The sequence below is a fragment of the Streptomyces stoeckheimensis genome, from assembly GCF_045822005.1.
Lineage (GTDB): Bacteria > Actinomycetota > Actinomycetes > Streptomycetales > Streptomycetaceae > Streptomyces > Streptomyces stoeckheimensis.
Window position 1 is genome coordinate 7,120,930 of the sequence record NZ_CP169550.1, and the last position, 20,467, is coordinate 7,141,396.

A 20,467-nucleotide genomic window follows, 5' to 3' on the forward strand; every position below is an offset into this window, starting at 1 on the left:
TCACCGAAGGAGAGAATCCCGTGGTAGACCGCAAGCCGCCGCTTTCGCCCGAGGAGCTCCGCGCTCTCGTCGCCAGCGGTGAAATCGACACAGTGGTCCTGGCCTTCCCCGACATGCAGGGGCGCCTCCAGGGCAAGCGGTTCGCCGCACAGTTCTTCCTCGACGAGGTCCTCCAGCACGGCACCGAGGGCTGCAACTACCTCCTGGCCGTCGACACGGACATGAACACCGTCGACGGGTACGAGATGTCCTCCTGGGAGCGGGGCTACGGCGACTTCGCCATGCACCCCGACCTCGCCACCCTGCGCCGGATCCCCTGGAACCCGGGCAGCGCCTTCGTCCTCGCCGACCTCGCCTGGAACGACGGATCGCCCGTGGTCGCCGCGCCCCGGCAGATCCTGCGCCGCCAGCTCGAGCGCCTCGGCGAGCTCGGCTACACCGCGATGGTGGGCACCGAGCTGGAGTTCATGGTCTTCCTGGACACCTACGAGCAGGCCTGGAACTCCGACTACCGCGGCCTGACCCCCGCCAACCAGTACAACACCGACTACTCCATCCTCGGGACCGGCCGCGTCGAGCCCCTGCTGCGCCGCATCCGCAACGAGATGCAGGCCGCCGGCCTGGTCGTGGAGTCGGCCAAGGGCGAGTGCAACCTCGGCCAGCACGAGATCGTCTTCCGCTACGACGAGGCGCTGACCACCTGTGACCAGCACTCCGTCTACAAGACGGGGGCCAAGGAGATCGCCGCCCAGGAGGGCGTCTCGCTCACCTTCATGGCCAAGTACGACGCGCGCGAGGGCAATTCCTGTCACATCCACCTCTCGCTCAACGATGCCGACGGACGCAACGCGATGGCCGGTGAGGGGCCGGACGCGCACGACCACGGCGGCATGTCCCCCGTGATGCGCCACTTCCTGGCCGGCCAGCTCGCCGCGCTGCGCGACTTCTCCCTTCTCTACGCCCCCAACATCAACTCCTACAAGCGTTTCCGGCCGGGATCCTTCGCACCGACCGCCGTCGCCTGGGGCGTGGACAACCGGACCTGCGCGCTCCGGGTGGTCGGCCACGGCCGCTCCATGCGCTTCGAGAACCGCCTGCCCGGCGGCGACGTCAACCCGTACCTCGCCGTCTCCGGCCTGGTCGCGGCCGGGATCTACGGCATCGAGAACCGCCTGGAGCTGCCCGAGCCCTGCGCCGGCAACGCCTACACGGCCGACTTCGCGCACGTTCCCACCACCTTGCGCGAGGCCGCCGAGCTCTGGGAGAACAGCGAGATCGCCAAGGCCGCCTTCGGCCCCGAGGTCGTCGCCCACTACCGGAACATGGCCCGCGTCGAACTGGACGCGTACGACTCCGCCGTGACCGACTGGGAACTGCGCCGCTCCTTCGAACGCCTCTAGGAGCCGGGGAGCCGCCCCGGCGGATCCCCGTGCACCCCCTTACCGGAACCACCGCACCCACCGCACCCGAACGTCTGAAAGGCCACCACGTGTCCGATGCGCTGGAAGTCTTGAATCCGGCCACCGAGGAACTCGTCGCCGTCGTCCCGGCCGCCACACGGGACGACGTCGACGCAGCCGTCGTACGGGCCACCGCCGCCCAGCGCGCCTGGGCGGCGGCCGCGCCCGCCGACCGGGCCAGGCTGCTGCGCCGCTTCGCCGCGGTCGTCGACGGGCACATCGAGGAACTGGCCCTGCTGGAGGTCCGGGAGGCGGGCCACACCATCGGGAACGCCCGCTGGGAAGCCGGCAACGTCCGTGACGTGCTCGACTTCGCCGCCGGGGGAGTGGAACGGCTCTCCGGCCGGCAGATCCCCGTCGCCGGCGGCATCGACGTCACGTTCCTCGAACCCCTCGGCGTCATCGGCGTGATCGCGCCCTGGAACTTCCCCATGCCGATCGCCGCCTGGGGCCTGGCACCGGCGCTGGCCGCGGGCAACGCGGTCATCCTCAAGCCCGCCGAGACCACCCCGCTCACCGCGCTGCGCCTCGCCGAGCTCGCCCTGGAGGCCGGACTCCCCGAGCACCTGTTCCAGGTGCTGCCCGGCCGGGGCGAGGTGGCGGGCGACGCCCTCGTCGAGCACCCGGGGGTGGCCAAGATCGTGTTCACCGGATCCACCCGCATCGGCAAGCGGATCATGGCCAAGTGCGCCGACCGGGTGAAGCGCCTCACCCTCGAACTCGGCGGCAAGAACCCCAACATCGTCTTCGCCGACGCGGACCTGGAAGCGGCGGCGGCCTCGGCCCCGATGTCCTTCCTGGACAACACCGGGCAGGACTGCTGCGCCCGCACGCGGATCCTCGTACAGCGCTCCGCGTACGACCGGTTCATGGAGCTGCTCGCCCCCGCCGTCGAGAAGGTGGTCGTCGGGGACCCGTACGACGAGAACACGCAGCTCGGGCCGCTGATCTCGCGGGTGCAGCTGGACCGCGTACGGTCCTACGTCACCGATGACCTCACGGTCGTCCGGGGCACCGCCCCCGAGGGCCCCGGCTTCTGGTACCCCCCGACCCTCGTCACCGGCGTCGACCCCACCGCCGCCATCGCCACCGAGGAGGTCTTCGGACCGGTCGCCGTCGTCCTGCCCTTCGAGGACGAGGAGGACGCCGTACGCCTGGCCAACGCCACCGACTACGGCCTCGCCGGCTCCCTGTGGACCCGCGACGTCGGCCGCGCGCTGCGCGTCTCGCGCGCCGTCGCCGCGGGCAACCTGTCGGTCAACTCCCACAGCAGCGTCCGCTACTGGACCCCCTTCGGCGGCTACAAGCAGTCCGGACTCGGGCGCGAGCTCGGACCCGACTCCCTCACCGCTTTCACCGAGACCAAGAACGTCTTCATCAGCACGGAGGCCTGAACCACATGAGCATCGACTCCATCGACTCCATCGACTCGACCGACTCCACCGAAGAGGTCGTCTGCCGCCGGCTGGTCGGACGGACAGCCGTCATCACCGGAGCCGGCAGCGGCATCGGCCTCGCCACCGCCCGCCGGCTGGCCTCGGAAGGCGCCAACGTCGTCTGCGGGGACATCGACGAGACCGCGGGCAAGGCCGCCGCCGAGGAGGTCGGCGGCACCTTCGTCAAGGTCGACGTCACCAGCCCGGAGGAGGTCGAGGCCCTGTTCAAGACGGCCTTCGACACCTACGGCTCCGTGGACATCGCCTTCAACAACGCCGGCATCTCGCCCCCGGACGACGACTCGATCCTCACCACCGGCCTGGAGGCCTGGAAGCGGGTCCAGGACGTCAACCTGACCTCCGTCTACCTCTGCTGCAAGGCCGCCCTGCCCTACATGCAGCGCCAGGGCCGGGGCTCCATCATCAACACCGCCTCCTTCGTGGCCCGGATGGGCGCCGCCACCTCGCAGATCTCCTACACCGCCTCCAAGGGCGGCGTGCTCGCCATGTCCCGCGAGCTCGGCGTGCAGTTCGCCCGCGAGGGCATCCGCGTCAACGCGCTCTGCCCGGGGCCCGTCAACACCCCGCTCCTGCAAGAGCTGTTCGCCAAGGACCCGGAGCGCGCCGCCCGCCGGATCGTGCACATCCCGCTGGGCCGGTTCGCCGAGCCCACCGAGATCGCCGCCGCCGTCGCCTTCCTCGCGAGCGACGACTCCTCCTTCATCAACGCCACCGACTTCCTGGTCGACGGCGGCATCTCCGGCGCGTACGTCACTCCTCTCTAGACGTTCGCCTCCCCACCACCCACCCGACAGCCGGGCGTCGCGCGACGCCCGGCTGTCGTGCTCCACCGCCCGCGACGATCTTGACCGTGATGATCTTGTGAGAGAACCAGGAGAACCCACTCAGTGACCCGACCCAGTTCCGTGCGGCGGCTCCAGGCCGTCTGCGCCGCCGTCGCGATAACCGCCGGCACCCTCGTGGCCGCCGCCCCCGCCGCCCAGGCCCACCCCGGCGGCCACTGCACCACCCCCCAGCTCGAAGCCGCCTGGTACGGGGACAACCAGGCCCGGCTGCAGCAGCTCATCGACGACTACGGCACCTGCAACCCGTACCGGCCGAACCGCAACAAGCCCGTCGCGGTCTTCGACTGGGACAACACCGTCGTCAAGAACGACGTCGGCGACGCGCAGATGTTCTGGCTGCTGCGCAACGGCAAGATCCGCCAGCCCGCCGGGGGCGACTGGACCGGCACCAGCCGCTTCCTGACCCCGGCCGCCGCACAGGCCCTGGCCGAGGCCTGCGGCGCCCTCGCGAAGCCCGGCGCCCCGCTGCCCACCGGAACCCCCGAGGGAGCCGGCTGCGCCGACGAGATCAACGCCGTCTACGGCACCGCCGCCACCCGCGCGGCCGCCCCCGCCTTCGCCGGCTGGGACCGCCGTACGACCGAGCCCGCCTACGCCTGGCTGCCGCAGCTCATGCAGGGCTGGACCGCGCGCGAGATCCGCGGCTTCACCGCCGCCGCGCGGGCCGAGAACCTGGCCGCCCCGGTCGACGCCAAGCAGCAGGTCGGCTCCACCACCGCCACCGGCTGGGTGCGGTACTACGACCAGCAGAAGGAGCTCGTCGCCGCGCTGCAGAAGGCCGGCTTCGACGTCTGGATCAGCTCGGCCTCGCCGCAGCCGGTCGTCGAGGTGTGGGCCGAGGGCGTGGGCATCGACGCCCGGCACGTCATCGGCATCCGCAACACCACCACGTACGGCGGGAAGTTCACCTCCCACCTGCAGGGCTGCGGGTCCGTCGCGGACGGCGCCGACACGATGATCACGTACATCGACGGCAAGCGCTGCTGGATCAACAAGGAGATCTTCGGGGTCCGCGGCGCCGCGGCCGAGAAGGTCCAGCCGGCCGCCCGCCGCCAGGTGTTCGCCGCGGGCGACTCCGACACCGACATCTCGTTCCTGCGCGACGCGACCGTGCTGCGGCTCGTCGTGAACCGCAACAAGAACGAGCTGATGTGCCGCGCGTACGACAACAGCGACGGCAAGTGGATCGTGAACCCGATGTTCATCCAGCCCAAGAAGCAGAAGGCCGCGCCGTACCCGTGCGCGACCACCGGCTTCACCGGCCGTGACGGCACCCCGGGGCCCGTGCTCCGGGGTGACAGCAGCGTCATCCCGGACCAGACGGACTCCGTCTTCTAGCCGGCCCTAGAGGAAGGTGCGGCCCTCGCCCCGGTAGGTCGGGGCGGTGGCCGTCACCCGGTCGCCTTCGACCAGGTGCAAGGTGTCGAAGCGCTCGCACAGTTCACCGGCCTTCGCGTGCCGGAACCAGACCCGGTCGCCGATCAGCAGATCGTCGGCCGGGCTGCCGAGCAGCGGGGTCTGCACCTCGCCGGCCCCCTCCTGCGGGTCGTAGCGCAGCCCCTCGGGGAGGTACGGGACCGGCAGCCGGTCCGCGCCGGGCGCGCCGGAGGCCGGGTACCCGCCGCCGAGCACCGTGACCACCCCGACGCCGGGGCGGCGGACCACCGGCTGGGCGAAGAGCGCCGCGGGGCGGCCGGTGAACGAGGTGTAGTTGTCGAAGAGCCGCGGCACGTAGAGCCCCGACCCGGCGGCGATCTCCGTGACCGCGTCCTCGGCGGCGGTCTGCTGGACGCTGCCGGTGCCGCCGCCGTTGACGAACTCCAGGTCCGGCACCACCGCGCGCACGGCCCGTACCGCCTCCGCCCGCCGGGCGGCCAGCTCCTTGCGGGCCGCGCCCTGCATCAGCCGGATGGCGCGCGACCGCAGCGGACGGCCCGCGAGCGCGTCGCCGACCCCGGCCACGTGGCCCTCGTAGCCCATCAGTCCGACCACCCGGAAGCCGGGCCGGGCGCTCACCGCGCGGGCCAGCTCGGCGAGCTGCGCGGGCTCGCGCAGCGGGGAGCGGCGGGCACCGACGCGCACCCTGCCCCCGAAGAGGTGCAGGGCGGTGTCCAGTTCCAGGCAGACCCGGATCTCCTGGGCGCCGCCGTCGCGGGCCCGGTCCACGAGCTCCAGCTGCGCGAGGTCGTCGACCATCACGGTGACCGCGCCGGCCAGCTTCGGATCCGCGGCGAGCTCGGCGAAGCCGGCCCGGTCGGCGGACGGGTAGGCGAGCAGCACGTCCTCGAAGCCCGAGCGGGCCAGCCAGATCGATTCGGCGAGGGTGTAGGACATGATTCCGGCGAACCCGGGCCGCGCGAGGACCCGTTCGAGCAGCGCGCGACACCGTACGGACTTGCTCGCCACGCGGACCGGCTTCCCGCCGGCGCGACGCACGAGATCGTCGGCGTTCGCGTCGAACGCCTCCAGATCCACGAGGGCGAGCGGAGCGTCGAGATGGGCGGTGGCCCGGTCGTAACGGGCCCGGTCGGCGGCGGGGGAGTTCATGGGCGGCAGCCTGCCAGATGGGTGTACTCGTGGGTAGGGGGTTCGGGGAGGCCGCGGGACCCCCGGCCAGGTCGGAGGCCGAGGAGGTCGCCGGGGTCACAGATCGGTTTCGACCGCCCGATGCCCCTTTGGGATGGGGAGGCGGCCGTTCGCACGTGTGGACCGTCGCTCCTGCCCGGTCGACATTCCGGCACTGACGGGCGCGTAAAGTAAGGGCAGGCAGCCGACGGGAACGGGGGGCTGAGCCGCCGGATGAGTACGTCCACACCGCACGGCGGGGTCCTGACCGCGCCCGACCGGACCCCGGTACCGCCACGGCGGCGCCGCGGAACGGTCCTCGCCGCCGCCCTGTGCGGCCTCCTCGGCCTCGGTCTCACCGGTGCGGCCGGCTACAAGGCCGTCACCGACCACCGGGCCGCACAGCGGGCCCTGACCCCCGAAGCCGCCTACCGCAAGGCCGCGTCCCTCTGGCACAGCACCCCCGTGGACACGCTGTTCCCGCCCGTCCTCGACGGCCAGGACGCCGGGCCGGGCGGAGCCGACCGCACGTGGACCCGCATAGCCCCCGCCGCCGACGCCGACTGCACCGAGGCGCTCGCCGCCGACTGGCAGGCGCTGTTCGCCGAAACCGGGTGCACCCGCGTGCTCCGCGCGACCTACACCGACGCCACCCGCAGCTCCCTCGTCACGGTCGGCATGGTCTTCACCCCCGCGGACGCCACCGCCATGGACTCGCTGCGCGGCCGCCTCACCGCCCCGACCGGCTACGGGTTCCCCGACAACCGCCGCGCCGCCTGGACCGCCTCCGTGCTCGCCGAGGCCCCGGTCGTCGTCTACACCGTCTCCGCCTTCGCCGACGGCCGCCGCCTCGGTGCGCCCAGCCCCGCCGAGGACAAGATGGCCGAGGACGCCAGGGGGCGCGTGGCCAAGGCGGGCCTCGGTCACGAGGCCAAGGCCGTCGCCGACCTCATCGAACGGACCCTGCGCGGCCTCGCGGTCTCCCCGCAGGGCCGGCCGGTCCCGCGGACGTCACCGGCGTCACAGGATCCGCAGACGGCGGATCCGCAGGCATCGGACCCGCAGGCATCACAGACGCCGCAAACGCCGCAAACGCCGCAGACACAGCAGGCCCCGACGGCGACCCGGGAGGCCGCTCGATGACCCGCCGCGCCCTGCTCCCGGCCGCCCTCGCGCTCGGAGCCCTGTTCGTCGTCACCGCCGCGCCGCCGGCCGCCGCCGACGCCATCCGCGACCGCCAGTGGGGGCTGACGGCCCTGCGCGCCGAGGAGGCCTGGGGCACCACCAAGGGCGACGGGGTCACCGTGGCCGTCCTCGACACCGGGGTCGACCCGACCCACCCCGACCTGGTCGGCCAGGTCCTGGAGGGCGCCGACCTCGTCGGCATGGGCGCCGGACGCGGCGACCGGGCCTGGGCCCGCCACGGCACCGCGATGGCGGGGATCATCGCCGGGCACGGCCACGGCTCCCTCGGCCTCGGAGGCGTCCTCGGCATCGCCCCCCAGGCGAAGATCCTCCCGGTCCGGGTGATCCTGGAGGAGAAGGACCCCAGCCGGGACCGGGCCCGGGAGAACAAGGGCGGCGCCCTCGCCGAGGGCATCCGCTGGGCCGCCGACCACGGCGCCGACGTGATCAACCTCTCGCTCGGCGACGACAGCAGCTCCGCCCACCACGAGGCCGCCGAGGACGAGGCCGTCCAGTACGCCCTGGGCAAGGGCGCGGTCGTCGTCGCCTCCGCCGGCAACGGCGGCAAGGACGGCGACCGCATCTCGTACCCGGCCGCCTACCCCGGGGTCATCGCCGTCACGGCCGTCGACCGCAAGAACAAGAAGGCGTCCTTCTCCACCCGCAACTGGTACGCCACCGTCAGCGCCCCGGGCGTCGACGTGGTCATCGCCGACCCCGACCGCTCCTACTACGAGGGCTGGGGCACCAGCGCCGCCTCCGCCTTCGTCTCCGGCGCCGTCGCCCTGCTCAAGGCCGCCCACCCCGACCTGTCCCCGGCGCAGATCAAGAACCTGCTGGAGGACACCGCCTCCGGCTCCCCGCCCGGCGGCCGCGACGACTCCCGCGGCTTCGGCCTGGTGGACCCGGTCGCCGCCCTCCAGGCCGCGGACGGGATGGCCCCCGAACCGGTGCTGCCCGCGCCCGTCGCGGCCGCGAGCCCCTACTTCGGTGCCGGCCCCGACCCGGTGCCCGACCCCGGGCCCTTGGCCCGGTTCGGAGCCCCGGCGGGCGTGGCCGGCGGGCTGGCCCTGCTCGTGGTGGCCGGCGTCCTGGCCCGGCGGCCCCGGGCCGGACGGTGGGATCCCGACGCGGGATAGGCTCGGGGAACTGTGGCGAACAAAAACATTCCGGACCCCGGTTTCTCCGACGACGACGGCTCCGCCGATCCCCGGCTGAGCGCGGCCCTGGCCGCCTGGGCCGAGGACAGAGCCAAGGAGCCGGAGGTGCTGGCGGCCCTCAGGGACGCCCGCCTGCTGGTTCCCGTCGTCGCGGTCCTCGGCGAGGTCGAGACCGACCCCGAGACCGGACTCAAGCGCGAGAAGACCAGCGACATGGCCGTCCCCACCCTGCGGGCGGGGGACCGGCGGGCCCTGCCCGCCTTCACCTCCATCGCCTCGCTGGCCCTGTGGGACCCGGCCGCCCGCCCGGTGGCGGTGCCGCTGCACCAGGCGCTGGCCGCCGCCGCGCACGAGAAGGCCGACACCATCGTCCTCGACCTGGCCGGACCGGTCCCGTACCAGCTCGCGGGCCCCGCGCTGCTCGCGCTCGCCGAGGGCCGCACGGACGCGGGTCCGCTCGCCGACCCCGCCGTGCGCGAGGCCGTACGGGCCGTCGTGACGGCCGAACCGGCCGTACTCGGCGCGCACCTGGGCCCGGGCGGCGCGGATGCCGACGGAACCCTGGCGATCGTGCTGGCGGCCGGCCCGCAGGCCCCGGCGGCGGCCCGCCGGGTGGCCGAGGCCCTGGCGGCCGACGAGACCCTGCGCGCACGCCTCGTGGGCGGACTGGACCTGGCGCTGCTCCCGGAGGGGGCCCCGGTCCCGCCGGGCGAGCCGCTCTTCACGCGCTGACCCCGCAACGCACGAGGGCGCCTCCCGGCATCGGGGGGCGCCCTTCCTGCTGTTTCCGGAGTTACGCGTACACGGGACCCGTGAACTTCTCGCCCGGGCCCTGCCCCGGCTCGTCCTGCACCAGCGAGGCCTCGCGGAAGGCGAGCTGGAGGGACTTCAGGCCGTCGCGGAGCGGGGCGGCGTGGAAGGAGCTGATCTCGGTGGCGCTCGCGGTGACCAGCCCGGCCAGGGCGGTGATCAGCTTGCGGGCCTCGTCGAGGTCCTTGTACTCGGAGTCCGGCTTGTCCAGGCCCAGGTTGACCGCCGCCGCGCTGAGCAGGTGGACGGCCACGGTGGTGATGACCTCGACGGCCGGCACGTCCGCGATGTCGCGGGTCAGGTCGTCGTAGTCGGGAGCGGCCGGGGACTCGGCGGAATCGGGCGTGGAACCGGAGGGTGTCGCGTCAGTCATGTGCCACACGATATGCCGTGCGGCGGGCTTGCAACGCGGGTGCTAGTATGTACTTCGACCGGCCGGACACTTATGTGCCCGGCCCACAAGTGGAGGCTCCGATTCTCCCACCCAGCCGCCCTCACGGGAGGCGGGTCACCGGTCAGGTGGTATCCATCGTTCCGTACGGACGATGGAAAGCTGCCCGATTTTGCGCCCCGCGGTTCGCACGCGACGGTGCTCCGGTTGTATTGGAGCCCTCGTCTGTGCCCGGCGGGGCTTTTTTCATTCTCCGCCGCGGTCGGTCTGACGGAAATAACGTCAGCGGCTGCCCTCCAGGCAGCCGTGTGGTGCTACCGAGGAGGATCCATCAGCACCGAGCCCCGCATCAACGACCGGATTCGCGTTCCCGAGGTACGACTCGTCGGCCCGAGTGGCGAGCAGGTCGGCATCGTGCCGCTTGCCAAGGCGCTTGAGCTCGCGCAGGAGTACGACCTCGACCTGGTCGAGGTCGCGGCGTCCGCACGCCCGCCGGTCTGCAAGCTCATGGACTACGGCAAGTTCAAGTACGAGTCGGCCATGAAGGCCCGTGAGGCGCGCAAGAACCAGGCGCACACGGTCATCAAGGAAATGAAGCTCCGGCCGAAGATCGACCCGCACGACTATGACACCAAGAAGGGTCACGTCGTTCGGTTCCTCAAGCAGGGCGACAAGGTCAAGATCACGATCATGTTCCGTGGTCGCGAGCAGTCCAGGCCGGAACTCGGCTACCGACTGCTGCAGCGTCTCGCTTCGGACGTCGAGGAGCTCGGCTTCATCGAGTCGAACCCGAAGCAGGACGGCCGAAACATGATCATGGTTCTCGGTCCGCACAAGAAGAAGACCGAGGCGATGGCCGAAGCCCGCGAGGCGCAGGCCGCCCGCAAGGCCGAGCGCCAGGGTGTAGCGGTCAGCGACGAGAGTGGTGACGAGGCCCTGGCCGCCGACGCCGCGCTCGAGGCGGAGAACGCCGCACTCGAAGCCGAGGACGTGGAGGACGCTTCCGACGAAGCGGCCGACGTGGCCGAGGCCGGCACCGACGAGGCAGCCGCCTCGGACGAGGCCTCTGCCCAGGCCTGATTCCGAGGCAGCCCGTCTCGGATCACCGATACAACATGACGCTCCCGCGAGCCGGCCCCCACCAGGGCCGGTGGGGGCGCCACCGACGAGGAGATAACGGCGCTATGCCGAAGAACAAGACGCACTCCGGGACCAAGAAGCGCTTCAAGATCACCGGCTCCGGCAAGGTGCTCCGCGAGCGCGCCGGCAAGCGCCACCTGCTCGAGCACAAGTCGTCCCGTGTCACCCGCCGCCTGACCGGCACCGCGGAGATGGCCCCCGGCGACGCCGCGAAGATCAAGAAGCTTCTCGGCAAGTGACGTCCTCCGCTCCCCTTCCGGGAGCGGGAGCACGTCAAGACCGGGACCCCATCGAATTCGGGCCGTGTGAAGTCATCCACGGCCCCGCTACAAGGAGTACAAAGTGGCACGCGTCAAGCGGGCAGTAAACGCGCACAAGAAGCGCCGGGCAATCCTCGAGGCGGCCAAGGGCTACCGCGGTCAGCGTTCGCGCCTGTACCGCAAGGCCAAGGAGCAGGTCACCCACTCCCTGGTCTACAACTTCAACGACCGCAAGAAGCGCAAGGGCGACTTCCGTCGCCTCTGGATCCAGCGCATCAACGCGGCTGCCCGCCAGAACGGCATGACGTACAACCGCCTCATCCAGGGTCTGAACGCCGCCAACATCGAGGTGGACCGCAAGATCCTCGCCGAGCTGGCCGTCAACGACGCCAACGCGTTCGCCGCGCTGGTCGAGGTCGCGCAGAAGGCCCTCCCGGCCGACGTCAACGCCCCGAAGGTCGCTGCCTAAGCAGCACGCCCTCAAGGCTGCAGTAACTTGCCCGGACCCGCAGGCCTCGCGCCTGCGGGTCCGGTGCGTTGATCACCGAGTTCGACCGAGTTGGACCGGGTTCCACCAGTAGTACGTACGGAAGCGAGCCGACCGCCATGGGCACCCCCGCCGAGCTGATCTCCCCCCGGTCCACCCGGGTGGCCGCCGCCAGGCGCCTGGCGCGACGCAATTTCCGCACCAAGGAGCGCCGCTTCATCGCCGAGGGCCCGCAGGCCGTGCGCGAGGCGGTGGAGCACCGCGGCGCCGACGGCGAGTCCACGCTGATCGAGCTGTTCGCGACCGTGGAGGCCGCCGAGCGCTACGCCGACATCGTCGACGCCGCGTACGCCGCCGGAGCCCGCGTCCACTACGCCTCCGACGAGGTGCTCGCCGAGGTCTCGCAGACGGTCACCCCGCAGGGCCTGGTCGGCGTCTGCCACTTCCTGGACTCGCCGTTCGAGGAGATCCTGAAGGCCCGGCCCAAGCTCGTCGCCGTCCTCGCGCACGTCCGCGACCCCGGCAACGCCGGTACGGTGCTGCGCTGCGCGGACGCCGCCGGAGCCGACGCGGTCGTGCTGACCGACGCCTCCGTGGACCTGTACAACCCCAAGTCGGTACGCGCCTCCGTGGGCTCCCTCTTCCACCTCCCGGTGGCCGTCGGCGTGCCCGTGGAGCAGGCCGTCGAAGGGCTGCGCGCGGCCGGCGTACGGATCCTCGCCGCCGACGGGGCCGGCACGGACGACCTCGACGCCGAGCTCGACGCGGGCACCATGGGCACCCCCTCGGCCTGGATCTTCGGCAACGAGGCCTGGGGCCTGCCCGAGGAGACCAGGGCGCTCGCCGACGCGGTCGTACGGGTCCCGATCCACGGAAAGGCCGAGAGCCTGAACCTCGCCACGGCCGCCGCCGTGTGCCTGTACGCCTCCGCGCGTGCACAGCGGGCGCCCGGAGGGTGCCGCTCCGTGACCCCCAGCTAGTAATGTGGCGGCCCGGGGGGCCCACTGTGGTACTCGGAGATGTGGGGTACGGGGACATGACCGTCGGTACGAACAGCTCGCCAGGTGCCGCCAAGGCGGCCGGTGCGCCGGTCCTGGCGACCGTGCCCCAGCTGGCCGCCCCCGCCGCCCGGGTGCCCGTGCAGCAGCCCCAGGGAGCCTCTGCCCCGCCCTCACCGGCCCGGACCGCGCCCGCGAGCCCCGTAAGCCCCGCAGGGCCCGTAGACCCCGTCGCAGGGGTTCCGGGGCCGGACGCGCCCGAGGATGCGGACGGGGGCGGCGAATACGCCGGGCTCGGGATCGACCCCGACGACCTGCCCGACGGGCTGGTCATCGCCGACGCCGCCGGCCGGGTCATCTGCTTCAACTCCGCCGCCGCCCGGATCACCGCCCTCGTGGCGGGCGAGGCCCTCGGCCTGGGCATCGAGCGCGCCCTCCCGCTGGAGGACCTCGAAGGCCGCCGCTGGTGGGCGCTGACCGACCCCTACGGAGGCCTCGCCACCCGGCGCGGACAGCCCGAGCGCAACCTGCTGCTCCCCGGCGGCCGCGAGGTGCTCGTCTCCGCCCGGTACGTGCGCACCCACCCCAAGGGCCCGGTGCGCCGCCTCGTGATCACCCTGCGGGGCACCGAGGCCCGGCGGCGCACCGAGCGCAGCCACGCCGAGCTGATCGCCACCGTCGCGCACGAGCTCCGCTCCCCGCTCACCTCCGTGAAGGGGTTCACGGCGACCCTGCTCGCCAAGTGGGAGCGGTTCACCGACGACCAGAAGCGATTGATGCTGGAGACCGTCGACGCCGACGCGAACCGCGTCACCCGGCTCATCGCCGAGCTCCTGGACATCTCCCGCATCGACTCGGGCCGCCTGGAGGTGCGCCGCCAGCCGGTCGACATCTCCACGGCCGTGGGACGCCACGTCCAGGCGCTCACCGCGAACGGGCAGGCCCCGGAGCGGTTCCTGGTCAGTGTGAGCCGACCGCTGCCCGACTTGTGGGCGGACCCGGACAAAATTGACCAGATCCTCGGCAACCTGCTCGAAAATGCGGTGCGCCACGGCGAGGGAACCGTCACCATCGACGTGACGCCGACCAGCTTCGCGAACGCCGCGGGGAAGACCGAGAAGGGAACCGCCGTCACCGTGACCGATGAAGGCCCCGGTATCCCCGAAGAGTCGATGAAGCGCGTCTTCACCCGCTTCTGGCGCGGCAGCAAGCGCGGCGGCACGGGCCTGGGCCTCTACATCGTCAAGGGCATCGTCGAAGCCCACGGCGGCACCATCACGGTCGGCCGCGGCCCCGGCGGCGGCGCCGAGTTCCGATTTATCCTGCCCGTCGGCGCCCCGGCGTACCTCACGCAGTAGACCTGCGGAGCGTCTCGCCAGGCGGCCCACGGGCTCCTCCACCCCCGGCGACCTTTAGACTCGACCTTTGGCACCTTTGTGTCCTAGTGCCGAGCGCGTCCTGCGCGTCGCGCGGGGGACCACCAGCCAGCCATCGGAAGTACGGGAAGAGATGTCGGCACCGAACAAGTCGTACGACCCTGTCGAGGTCGAGGCACTGAAACCGGAAGAGATCGAGCGCATGCGGGACGAGGCGCTCGCCGCCTTCGCCGCCGCCGGCGACCTCGACGAACTTCGCGAGGCGAAGACCGCGCACATGGGCGACCGCTCGCCCCTGGCGCTCGCCAACCGAGAGATCGGCGCGCTGCCCCCGCAGGCCAAGGCCACCGCGGGCAAGCTCGTGGGCCAGGCCCGCGGCGCCGTGAACAAGGCGTTCGGGGCCCGCACGGTCGCGCTCGAAGCCGAGCGCGACGAGCGGGTGCTGGTCGAGGAGGCGGTGGACGTCACGCTGCCCTACGACCGCGTGCCCGCCGGCGCCCGGCACCCCCTGACCACGCTGATGGACCGCATCGCGGACATCTTCGTGGCCATGGGGTACGAGGTCGCCGAGGGACCCGAGGTCGAGGCGGAGTGGTTCAACTTCGACGCCCTCAACTTCACGCCCGACCACCCCGCGCGCCAGATGCAGGACACCTTCTTCGTCAAGGGCCCCGAGGGCACCGAAGGCGACGAGTCCGGCGTCGTGCTGCGCACCCACACCTCCCCGGTGCAGGCGCGCTCGCTGCTGGAGCGCAAGCCCCCCGTCTACATCGTGTGCCCGGGGCGGGTGTACCGCACCGACGAGCTCGACGCGACGCACACCCCGGTCTTCCACCAGGTCGAGCTGCTCGCCGTGGACGAGGGCCTGACCATGGCGGACCTCAAGGGCACCATGGACCACATGGTCCAGGAGCTGTTCGGCGAGGGCACCACCACGCGCCTGCGCCCGCACTTCTTCCCCTTCACCGAGCCGTCCGCCGAGATGGACATGCAGTGCTACGTGTGCCGCGGCGCGTCGGTGGGCAACCCCGACCGCCCGTGCCGCACCTGCTCCAGCGAGGGCTGGATCGAGCTCGGCGGCTGCGGCATGGTCAACCCGAAGGTGCTCATCGCCTGCGGTGTGGACCCGGAGAAGTACAGCGGGTTCGCCTTCGGCTTCGGCATCGAGCGGATGCTGATGTTCCGCCACAACGTAGAAGACATGCGAGACATGGTCGAGGGTGACGTTCGTTTCACCCGGCCGTTCGGGAGTGAGATCTGATGCGCGTCCCGCTTTCTTGGCTGCGGGAGTACGTCGACCTCCCCGCGGGTGAAACCGGTCGCGACGTGGCCCACAAGCTCGTCGACGCCGGCCTCGAGGTCGAAACCGTCGAGCAGCTCGGCGGCGGGCTCAAGGGCCCGCTCGTCGTCGGCCAGGTGCTGACCATCGAGGAGCTCGAAGGCTTCCGCAAGCCGATCCGCTTCTGCACGGTGGACGTCGGCTCGGCCAACGGCACCGGCGAGCCGCAGGAGATCGTCTGCGGCGCCCGGAACTTCTCCGTCGGCGACAAGGTCGTCGTGGTCCTGCCGGGCGCGGTGCTGCCCGGCGGCTTCGCGATCGCCGCGCGCGAGACGTACGGCCGCACCTCCCACGGCATGATCTGCTCCGGCGACGAGCTGGGCATGGGCGACGACGGCACGCACGGCATCATCGTGCTGCCGCACGAGCACGAGGTCGGCACCGACGCGATCAAGCTCCTGGAGCTCGTCGACGAGGTCCTCGACATCGACATCACCCCGGACCGCGGCTACTGCATGTCCATGCGCGGTGTGGCCCGCGAGGCCGCCACCGCGTACGGCCTGCCGCTGCGCGACCCGGCGCTGCTCGACGTGCCCGCGCCGAACTCGTACGGCTACGCCGTCAAGATCGACGACCCGCAGGGCTGCGACCGCTTCACCGCGCGCACGGTGACCGGCCTCGACCCCGAGGCGCGCTCCCCGATCTGGCTCACGCGCCGCCTCCAGAAGGCGGGCATGCGCCCGATCTCGCTCGCCGTCGACATCACCAACTACGTGATGCTCGAGCTCGGCCAGCCGCTGCACGCCTACGACCGCTCGCGGATCGACGGCGCCATCGGCGTCCGCCGGGCCGAGCAGGGCGAGAAGTTCACCACCCTGGACGGGGTCAAGCGGACGCTCGACGCCGAGGACCTGGTGATCACCGACAACAGCGGCCCGATCGGGCTCGCCGGTGTCATGGGCGGTGCCAACACCGAGATCGCCGACTCCGTCACCGACCCCGAGACGGGCGCCGTCACCGGTACCACCGAGGTGGTCGTGGAGGCCGCGCACTTCGACTCCGTGTCGATCTCGCGCACCGCCCGCCGCCTCAAGCTGTCCTCCGAGGCGTCCAAGCGCTTCGAGCGCGGCGTCGACCCGCAGGCCGCCGCCGCCGCCGCGCAGCGCACCGTCGACCTGCTCGTGCTGCTCGCGGGCGGCACGGCCGAGGCCGGCGTCACCGAGCTCACCGCCCCGGGCGCCCCGCGCACCATCGCGATGAGCGCGGACCACCCCGACAAGGTCGCGGGCATGGAGTACGGCCGGGAGACCGTCGTACGCCGCCTGCAGGAGGTCGGCTGCGACGTCTACGGCCAGGACGAGCTCGTCGTCACGGCGCCCTCGTGGCGGCCCGACCTCGCCGAGCCCAACGACCTCGCCGAGGAAGTCATCCGGCTGGAGGGCTACGGGAACCTTCCCTCCACCCTCCCGCAGGTGCCCTCCGGCCGCGGTCTGACCGCCCGGCAGCAGCTGCACCGCCGGGTGGGTCGCGCGCTGGCCGGCGCGGGCTACGTCGAGGCGCTCAGCTACCCCTTCATCGGGGAGGGCGTCTTCGACCAGCTCCAGCTGCCCGCGCACGACGCCTCCCGCCAGGTCGTCAAGCTGGTCAACCCGATCTCCGACGAGGAGCCGGCGCTGCGCACCACGCTGCTGCCGGGTCTGCTCGGCGCGCTGCGCCGCAACGACAGCCGGGGCAGCCACGACCTCGCCCTCTTCGAGACCGGCTCGGTCTTCCGGGCCGCCGCGCAGCCGGGCGTCGCCGTACGCCTCGGCGTCGACCGGCGTCCCACCGACGAGGAGATCGCCACCCTGAACGCGGCCCTGCCCGCGCAGCCGCGCTACGCCGCGGTCGTGCTCGCCGGTGCCCGCGAGCAGTCCGGCTGGTGGGGCAAGGGCCGTCCGGCCGACTGGGCCGACGCGGTCCAGGCGGCGCGCTCGCTGGCCGTCGAGGCCGGTGCGGAGCTCGTCGTGCGCCAGGGCCAGTACGGTCCCTGGCACCCGGGCCGGTGCGCCGAGCTGCTCGTCACCCTGGACGGGGTGGAGACGGTCATCGGCCACGCCGGTGAGCTGCACCCGCGCGTGGTCAAGGCGATGGGCCTGCCGGCCCGCACCAGCGCCATGGAGCTCGACCTGGACCGCCTCGCGGCGGCCGGCGGCGAGGCCCTGCAGGCGCCCCGGATCTCCTCCTTCCCGGTGGCGACCCAGGACGTCGCGCTGATCGTGGACGCGTCGGTGCCGGCTTCGGCCGTCGAGGACGCGCTGCTCAAGGGCGCCGGCGAACTGCTGGAGTCCCTGCGGCTGTTCGACGTGTTCGAGGGCGAGCAGGTGGGCGAGGGCAAGAAGTCCCTCGCGTACGCGCTGCGCTTCCGCGCGGCGGACCGGACGCTGACGGCCGAGGAGTCCACGGCTGCGCGTGACGCGGCGGTCGCCCTGGCGGGCGAGCGGACCGGGGCGGTGCTGCGCGGCGCGTAGCCGCTGCCGCCGCTCCTTGTGGCACCGAGGGGGTGCATCCCGATCACGGGGTGCACCCCCTCACCCGTACCCGGGGTAGGGGACAGCCCCGCAGGGCACCGGGGGCCGGGGCGCGGACGTCCGTGCGGCTGGGGCGCGGACGTCCGGGCCGGTATCGGCGGCCGTGCGGGCCGGTGACGGGACCGCGCGGGCCGGTGACGGGGCCACGCGGGCCGGGCCCGGTGGGTGGGCCCGGCGCGCGCTCGGTCCGGCTCGGCCGGGGCCCGGCGACCAACCAGGACCCGGCGGAGCCGAAGCGCGCCGCCCGCCTGCCGTGGAGTGTCGGGCAGACAACAGGACGGGCGGCGCGGTTGACGGGTCGTCGCACTGTACGAGGGGGAGCCGACGACCCGAGCTACCTCTTGGCGAGGCCCTTAAGTGAAGCGCCCGCACGGGCCCGCGCGGCAGGGTGCGTATCGCATTTATGCGCGTACTCCGTTCACACCCCGTGTGAAGCGCGCACCCACTAGCCTGGAGCCGACGAGCCCTTGGAGGGGCCCATGCAGCCCAACGCCCTGCTCGACGCCCTCCTCGCCGAGGCGGGCATGTCCCACGCCGGACTCGCCGCGCACGTGAACCAGGCGGGCCGCACCCGCGGACTCGCCCTGAGGTACGAACACACCGCCGTGACCAGGTGGTTGAAGGGCCAGCGCCCGCGCGGGCAGGTCCCGGACCTGATCTGCGAGGTCATCGGGGGCCGGCTGCGGCGGCCGCTCTCCCTCGACGACGTCGGGTTCGGAGTGCCGGGGCAGCCCGCCGATCCCAACGGGTCCCCGCTCAGCGGCTTCGTCGACCGGGCGGCCGCCCTGTGGCGCTGCGACGGCAACGGGCGCCAAGGGCCCGACGCCGGGGCCGTCACCGGTACGCCCGCCGTGATCCCGGTGTGGGAGTGGGAGAACCCGCCGGAGGACGCCGACGTGTCCCGCGCGGGGCCGACCCGCGTCGGACCCGAGCACGTGGAGATCCTCAAGGCCGCCCGGGCGCACTACGAGCTGATGTACCGCAGGGCCGGCGGCGTGGCCACCCGTGACCGGGTCGTCCGCTTCCTCGGCACCGAGACCGCCCCCCTGCTGCGCGGCAGTTACTCCGACGACCTCGGCCGCAGCCTGCACCGGGCCGGCGGCTCCCTGGTGGCCGTGGCGGGGATCTGCGCGTACGACTCGGACGCGCACGGGCTGGCCCAGCGCTACTTCCACCAGGCGCTGAGGCTGGCCAAGGCGAGCGGGGACCGGGGGCTCGGGGCCTACGTGATCGCGCTGATCGTCAACCAGTGCCTGCACCTGCGGGAGTTCCGCCAGGCCGTGGCCTTCGCGGAGGCCGCCCTGCGCGCCGCGGGCCGGCACACCACCCCGGCCCTGGCCGCGGACCTGTACGCCATGCAGGCCAAGGCCTACGCCCAACTCGGGGATGCCGCCGCCGCGTTGGCCTGCATCCGCAAGGCCGAGGAGGCGGCGGAGCGGATCCGGCCCGGCACGGAGCCGGACGAGACGGGGTACGTACAGCCCGGGCTGGTCAACGTACAGGTGGCCGAGGCGCTGCTGGGGATGGGGGATCTGCGGGCGGCCCACGAGCAGGCCGCGGCGGCGGTCGGGACGCCCGCGCACGACCGGGGCCGGGTGCACCGGCTCGCGATGCTGTGCGAGATCCAGCTGCGCCAGGGAGAGGCCGATCAGGCGGTGGCCTCGGCGGCCGAAATGGCCGAGCGGGCCAAGGGGATGGAGTCGCTGCGCCTGCGCGACCGGCTGCGGGCGGTCCGGGAACAGCTGCTGACCAGCGGTTGCTCGGGTGCGCAGGACACGGCCGAGCTCATCGACGGGGCGCTGCGCGTTCCGCTGTGACATCCCCCGTGGCGTTCTCTGCGCCGCCCTTTGCGCGTTCCCCTGGGCAGGGGTGAACTGCTGCCATGTTGCCACCTACTCGATCGGAAGGTGGCAGAACCGTGCAGTGGATGAACCTGAGTGAGCAAACCGTGTACACGAACCGCTGGTTCGACGTGAATCTCGCCGATGTGGAGCTCCCCGACGGCCGGCACCTGGACCACTTCGTCATCCGGCTGCGCCCGGTCGCCGTCGCCACGGCCGTCAACGCGGCCAACGAGGTGCTGCTGCTGTGGCGCCACCGCTTCATCACCGACAGCTGGGGCTGGGAACTGCCCGCCGGGGTCGTCGAGGACGGGGAGTCCGTGGAGCGGGCGGCCGCCCGCGAGATGGAGGAGGAGTCGGGCTGGCGGCCCGGACCCCTGCACCACCTGATGACCGTCGAGCCGTCCAACGGGCTGACCGACGCCCGCCACCACCTCTACTGGGCGGACGGGGCCACGTACGTGGGCCACCCCGAGGACGACTTCGAGTCCTCGCGCCGCGCATGGGTACCGCTCAAGCTGGTCCCCGACATGATCGCGCGCGGCGAGGTCCCGGCCGCCAACATGGCGGCCGGGCTGTTGCTCCTGCACCACCTGCGGCTCGGCTGAGCCGCGGGTGGCCGGCCCTACGGGTCAGCCGTACA

At 72.6% G+C, this 20,467-nt stretch carries 18 protein-coding genes; 16 read left to right on the top strand and 2 right to left on the bottom strand.

The window, feature by feature from the left end; genetic code table 11:
- Positions 1–20 precede the first annotated feature (20 nt).
- The 4 genes from ACE1OC_RS32250 (at position 21) to ACE1OC_RS32265 (ending at position 5,100) form a co-directional block, all read left to right on the top strand.
- Positions 21–1,400: a glutamine synthetase family protein gene (locus tag ACE1OC_RS32250; RefSeq protein ID WP_407839950.1), complete on the top strand. Its 1,380-nt coding sequence runs from the start codon at positions 21–23 to the stop codon at positions 1,398–1,400.
- An 89-nt stretch (positions 1,401–1,489) separates the two neighbouring features.
- Positions 1,490–2,854 carry an aldehyde dehydrogenase family protein gene (locus ACE1OC_RS32255; RefSeq protein WP_250740384.1) on the top strand — a complete coding sequence of 455 codons (1,365 nt, stop codon included), beginning with the start codon at positions 1,490–1,492 and terminating at the stop codon, positions 2,852–2,854.
- Positions 2,855–2,859: 5 nt separating this feature from the next.
- A complete protein-coding gene (locus ACE1OC_RS32260; protein ID WP_407839951.1) occupies positions 2,860–3,681 on the top strand; it encodes a 3-oxoacyl-ACP reductase in 822 nt (273 codons plus the stop codon).
- A gap of 123 nt (positions 3,682–3,804) precedes the next feature.
- Complete coding sequence (locus tag ACE1OC_RS32265) at positions 3,805–5,100, top strand: haloacid dehalogenase-like hydrolase (protein WP_407839952.1); 1,296 nt, start codon at positions 3,805–3,807, stop codon at positions 5,098–5,100.
- Positions 5,101–5,106: 6 nt separating this feature from the next.
- Here the strand turns inward: ACE1OC_RS32265 and ACE1OC_RS32270 are convergent, their stop codons facing one another.
- Entirely contained in the window at positions 5,107–6,309 is a 1,203-nt protein-coding gene (locus tag ACE1OC_RS32270; RefSeq protein WP_407839953.1) for an amino acid deaminase/aldolase, read from the bottom strand.
- Between the two features lie 252 nt (positions 6,310–6,561).
- On the opposite strand from ACE1OC_RS32270, the gene ACE1OC_RS32275 reads away from it, so the two are divergent.
- The 3 genes from ACE1OC_RS32275 to ACE1OC_RS32285 are packed head-to-tail and all read left to right on the top strand — an operon-like array spanning position 6,562 to position 9,404.
- A complete protein-coding gene (locus ACE1OC_RS32275) occupies positions 6,562–7,470 on the top strand; it encodes a hypothetical protein (RefSeq protein WP_407839954.1) in 909 nt (302 codons plus the stop codon).
- Complete coding sequence (gene mycP / locus ACE1OC_RS32280; RefSeq protein WP_407839955.1) at positions 7,467–8,651, top strand: type VII secretion-associated serine protease mycosin; 1,185 nt, start codon at positions 7,467–7,469, stop codon at positions 8,649–8,651. Before ACE1OC_RS32275 ends, mycP begins: the two co-directional genes overlap by 4 nt.
- A gap of 12 nt (positions 8,652–8,663) precedes the next feature.
- Complete coding sequence (locus tag ACE1OC_RS32285; protein WP_407839956.1) at positions 8,664–9,404, top strand: SseB family protein; 741 nt, start codon at positions 8,664–8,666, stop codon at positions 9,402–9,404.
- Between the two features lie 61 nt (positions 9,405–9,465).
- Here the strand turns inward: ACE1OC_RS32285 and ACE1OC_RS32290 are convergent, their stop codons facing one another.
- Positions 9,466–9,855 carry a DUF1844 domain-containing protein gene (locus tag ACE1OC_RS32290; RefSeq protein WP_407839957.1) on the bottom strand — a complete coding sequence of 130 codons (390 nt, stop codon included), beginning with the start codon at positions 9,853–9,855 and terminating at the stop codon, positions 9,466–9,468.
- Between the two features lie 324 nt (positions 9,856–10,179).
- Here ACE1OC_RS32290 and infC point away from each other — a divergent pair, with 324 nt between their 5' ends.
- The 9 genes from infC (at position 10,180) to ACE1OC_RS32335 (ending at position 20,432) form a co-directional block, all read left to right on the top strand.
- Positions 10,180–10,953, top strand: a complete 774-nt coding sequence (gene infC / locus ACE1OC_RS32295; protein WP_382974362.1) for a translation initiation factor IF-3 — start codon at positions 10,180–10,182, stop codon at positions 10,951–10,953.
- A 104-nt stretch (positions 10,954–11,057) separates the two neighbouring features.
- Positions 11,058–11,252 (top strand): 50S ribosomal protein L35, encoded by a 195-nt coding sequence (gene rpmI, locus ACE1OC_RS32300; protein ID WP_030157249.1) that lies wholly within the window; start codon positions 11,058–11,060, stop codon positions 11,250–11,252.
- A gap of 103 nt (positions 11,253–11,355) precedes the next feature.
- Entirely contained in the window at positions 11,356–11,742 is a 387-nt protein-coding gene (gene rplT / locus ACE1OC_RS32305; protein ID WP_214948116.1) for a 50S ribosomal protein L20, read from the top strand.
- 137 nt (positions 11,743–11,879) lie between these two features.
- Positions 11,880–12,740 carry a TrmH family RNA methyltransferase gene (locus ACE1OC_RS32310; RefSeq protein WP_250740392.1) on the top strand — a complete coding sequence of 287 codons (861 nt, stop codon included), beginning with the start codon at positions 11,880–11,882 and terminating at the stop codon, positions 12,738–12,740.
- 56 nt (positions 12,741–12,796) lie between these two features.
- The gene (locus tag ACE1OC_RS32315; protein ID WP_407839958.1) at positions 12,797–14,116 is read left to right on the top strand and encodes a sensor histidine kinase; all 1,320 of its coding nucleotides are present in this window, start codon (positions 12,797–12,799) and stop codon (positions 14,114–14,116) included.
- Positions 14,117–14,267: 151 nt separating this feature from the next.
- Positions 14,268–15,395, top strand: a complete 1,128-nt coding sequence (gene pheS, locus ACE1OC_RS32320) for a phenylalanine--tRNA ligase subunit alpha (protein ID WP_407839959.1) — start codon at positions 14,268–14,270, stop codon at positions 15,393–15,395.
- Positions 15,395–17,923 carry a phenylalanine--tRNA ligase subunit beta gene (gene pheT, locus ACE1OC_RS32325; RefSeq protein ID WP_407839960.1) on the top strand — a complete coding sequence of 843 codons (2,529 nt, stop codon included), beginning with the start codon at positions 15,395–15,397 and terminating at the stop codon, positions 17,921–17,923. The genes pheS and pheT overlap by 1 nt, the downstream gene beginning before the upstream one ends.
- Positions 17,924–18,462: 539 nt before the next feature.
- Positions 18,463–19,800, top strand: a complete 1,338-nt coding sequence (locus ACE1OC_RS32330; protein ID WP_407839961.1) for a transcriptional regulator — start codon at positions 18,463–18,465, stop codon at positions 19,798–19,800.
- 110 nt (positions 19,801–19,910) lie between these two features.
- The gene (locus ACE1OC_RS32335; RefSeq protein ID WP_407839962.1) at positions 19,911–20,432 is read left to right on the top strand and encodes an NUDIX hydrolase; all 522 of its coding nucleotides are present in this window, start codon (positions 19,911–19,913) and stop codon (positions 20,430–20,432) included.
- The last annotated feature ends 35 nt before the right edge of the window (positions 20,433–20,467 follow it).

Coding starts and splice junctions, on each gene's coding strand:
- ACE1OC_RS32260 (WP_407839951.1), top strand. CDS start 2,860: ATGAGCATCGACTCCATCGACTCCATCGACTCGACCGACTCCACCGAA.
- ACE1OC_RS32270 (WP_407839953.1), bottom strand. CDS start 6,309: ATGAACTCCCCCGCCGCCGACCGGGCCCGTTACGACCGGGCCACCGCC.
- ACE1OC_RS32275 (WP_407839954.1), top strand. CDS start 6,562: ATGAGTACGTCCACACCGCACGGCGGGGTCCTGACCGCGCCCGACCGG.
- mycP (WP_407839955.1), top strand. CDS start 7,467: ATGACCCGCCGCGCCCTGCTCCCGGCCGCCCTCGCGCTCGGAGCCCTG.
- ACE1OC_RS32290 (WP_407839957.1), bottom strand. CDS start 9,855: ATGACTGACGCGACACCCTCCGGTTCCACGCCCGATTCCGCCGAGTCC.
- rpmI (WP_030157249.1), top strand. CDS start 11,058: ATGCCGAAGAACAAGACGCACTCCGGGACCAAGAAGCGCTTCAAGATC.
- ACE1OC_RS32310 (WP_250740392.1), top strand. CDS start 11,880: ATGGGCACCCCCGCCGAGCTGATCTCCCCCCGGTCCACCCGGGTGGCC.
- ACE1OC_RS32315 (WP_407839958.1), top strand. CDS start 12,797: ATGACCGTCGGTACGAACAGCTCGCCAGGTGCCGCCAAGGCGGCCGGT.
- pheS (WP_407839959.1), top strand. CDS start 14,268: ATGTCGGCACCGAACAAGTCGTACGACCCTGTCGAGGTCGAGGCACTG.
- pheT (WP_407839960.1), top strand. CDS start 15,395: ATGCGCGTCCCGCTTTCTTGGCTGCGGGAGTACGTCGACCTCCCCGCG.
- ACE1OC_RS32330 (WP_407839961.1), top strand. CDS start 18,463: ATGCAGCCCAACGCCCTGCTCGACGCCCTCCTCGCCGAGGCGGGCATG.
- ACE1OC_RS32335 (WP_407839962.1), top strand. CDS start 19,911: ATGAACCTGAGTGAGCAAACCGTGTACACGAACCGCTGGTTCGACGTG.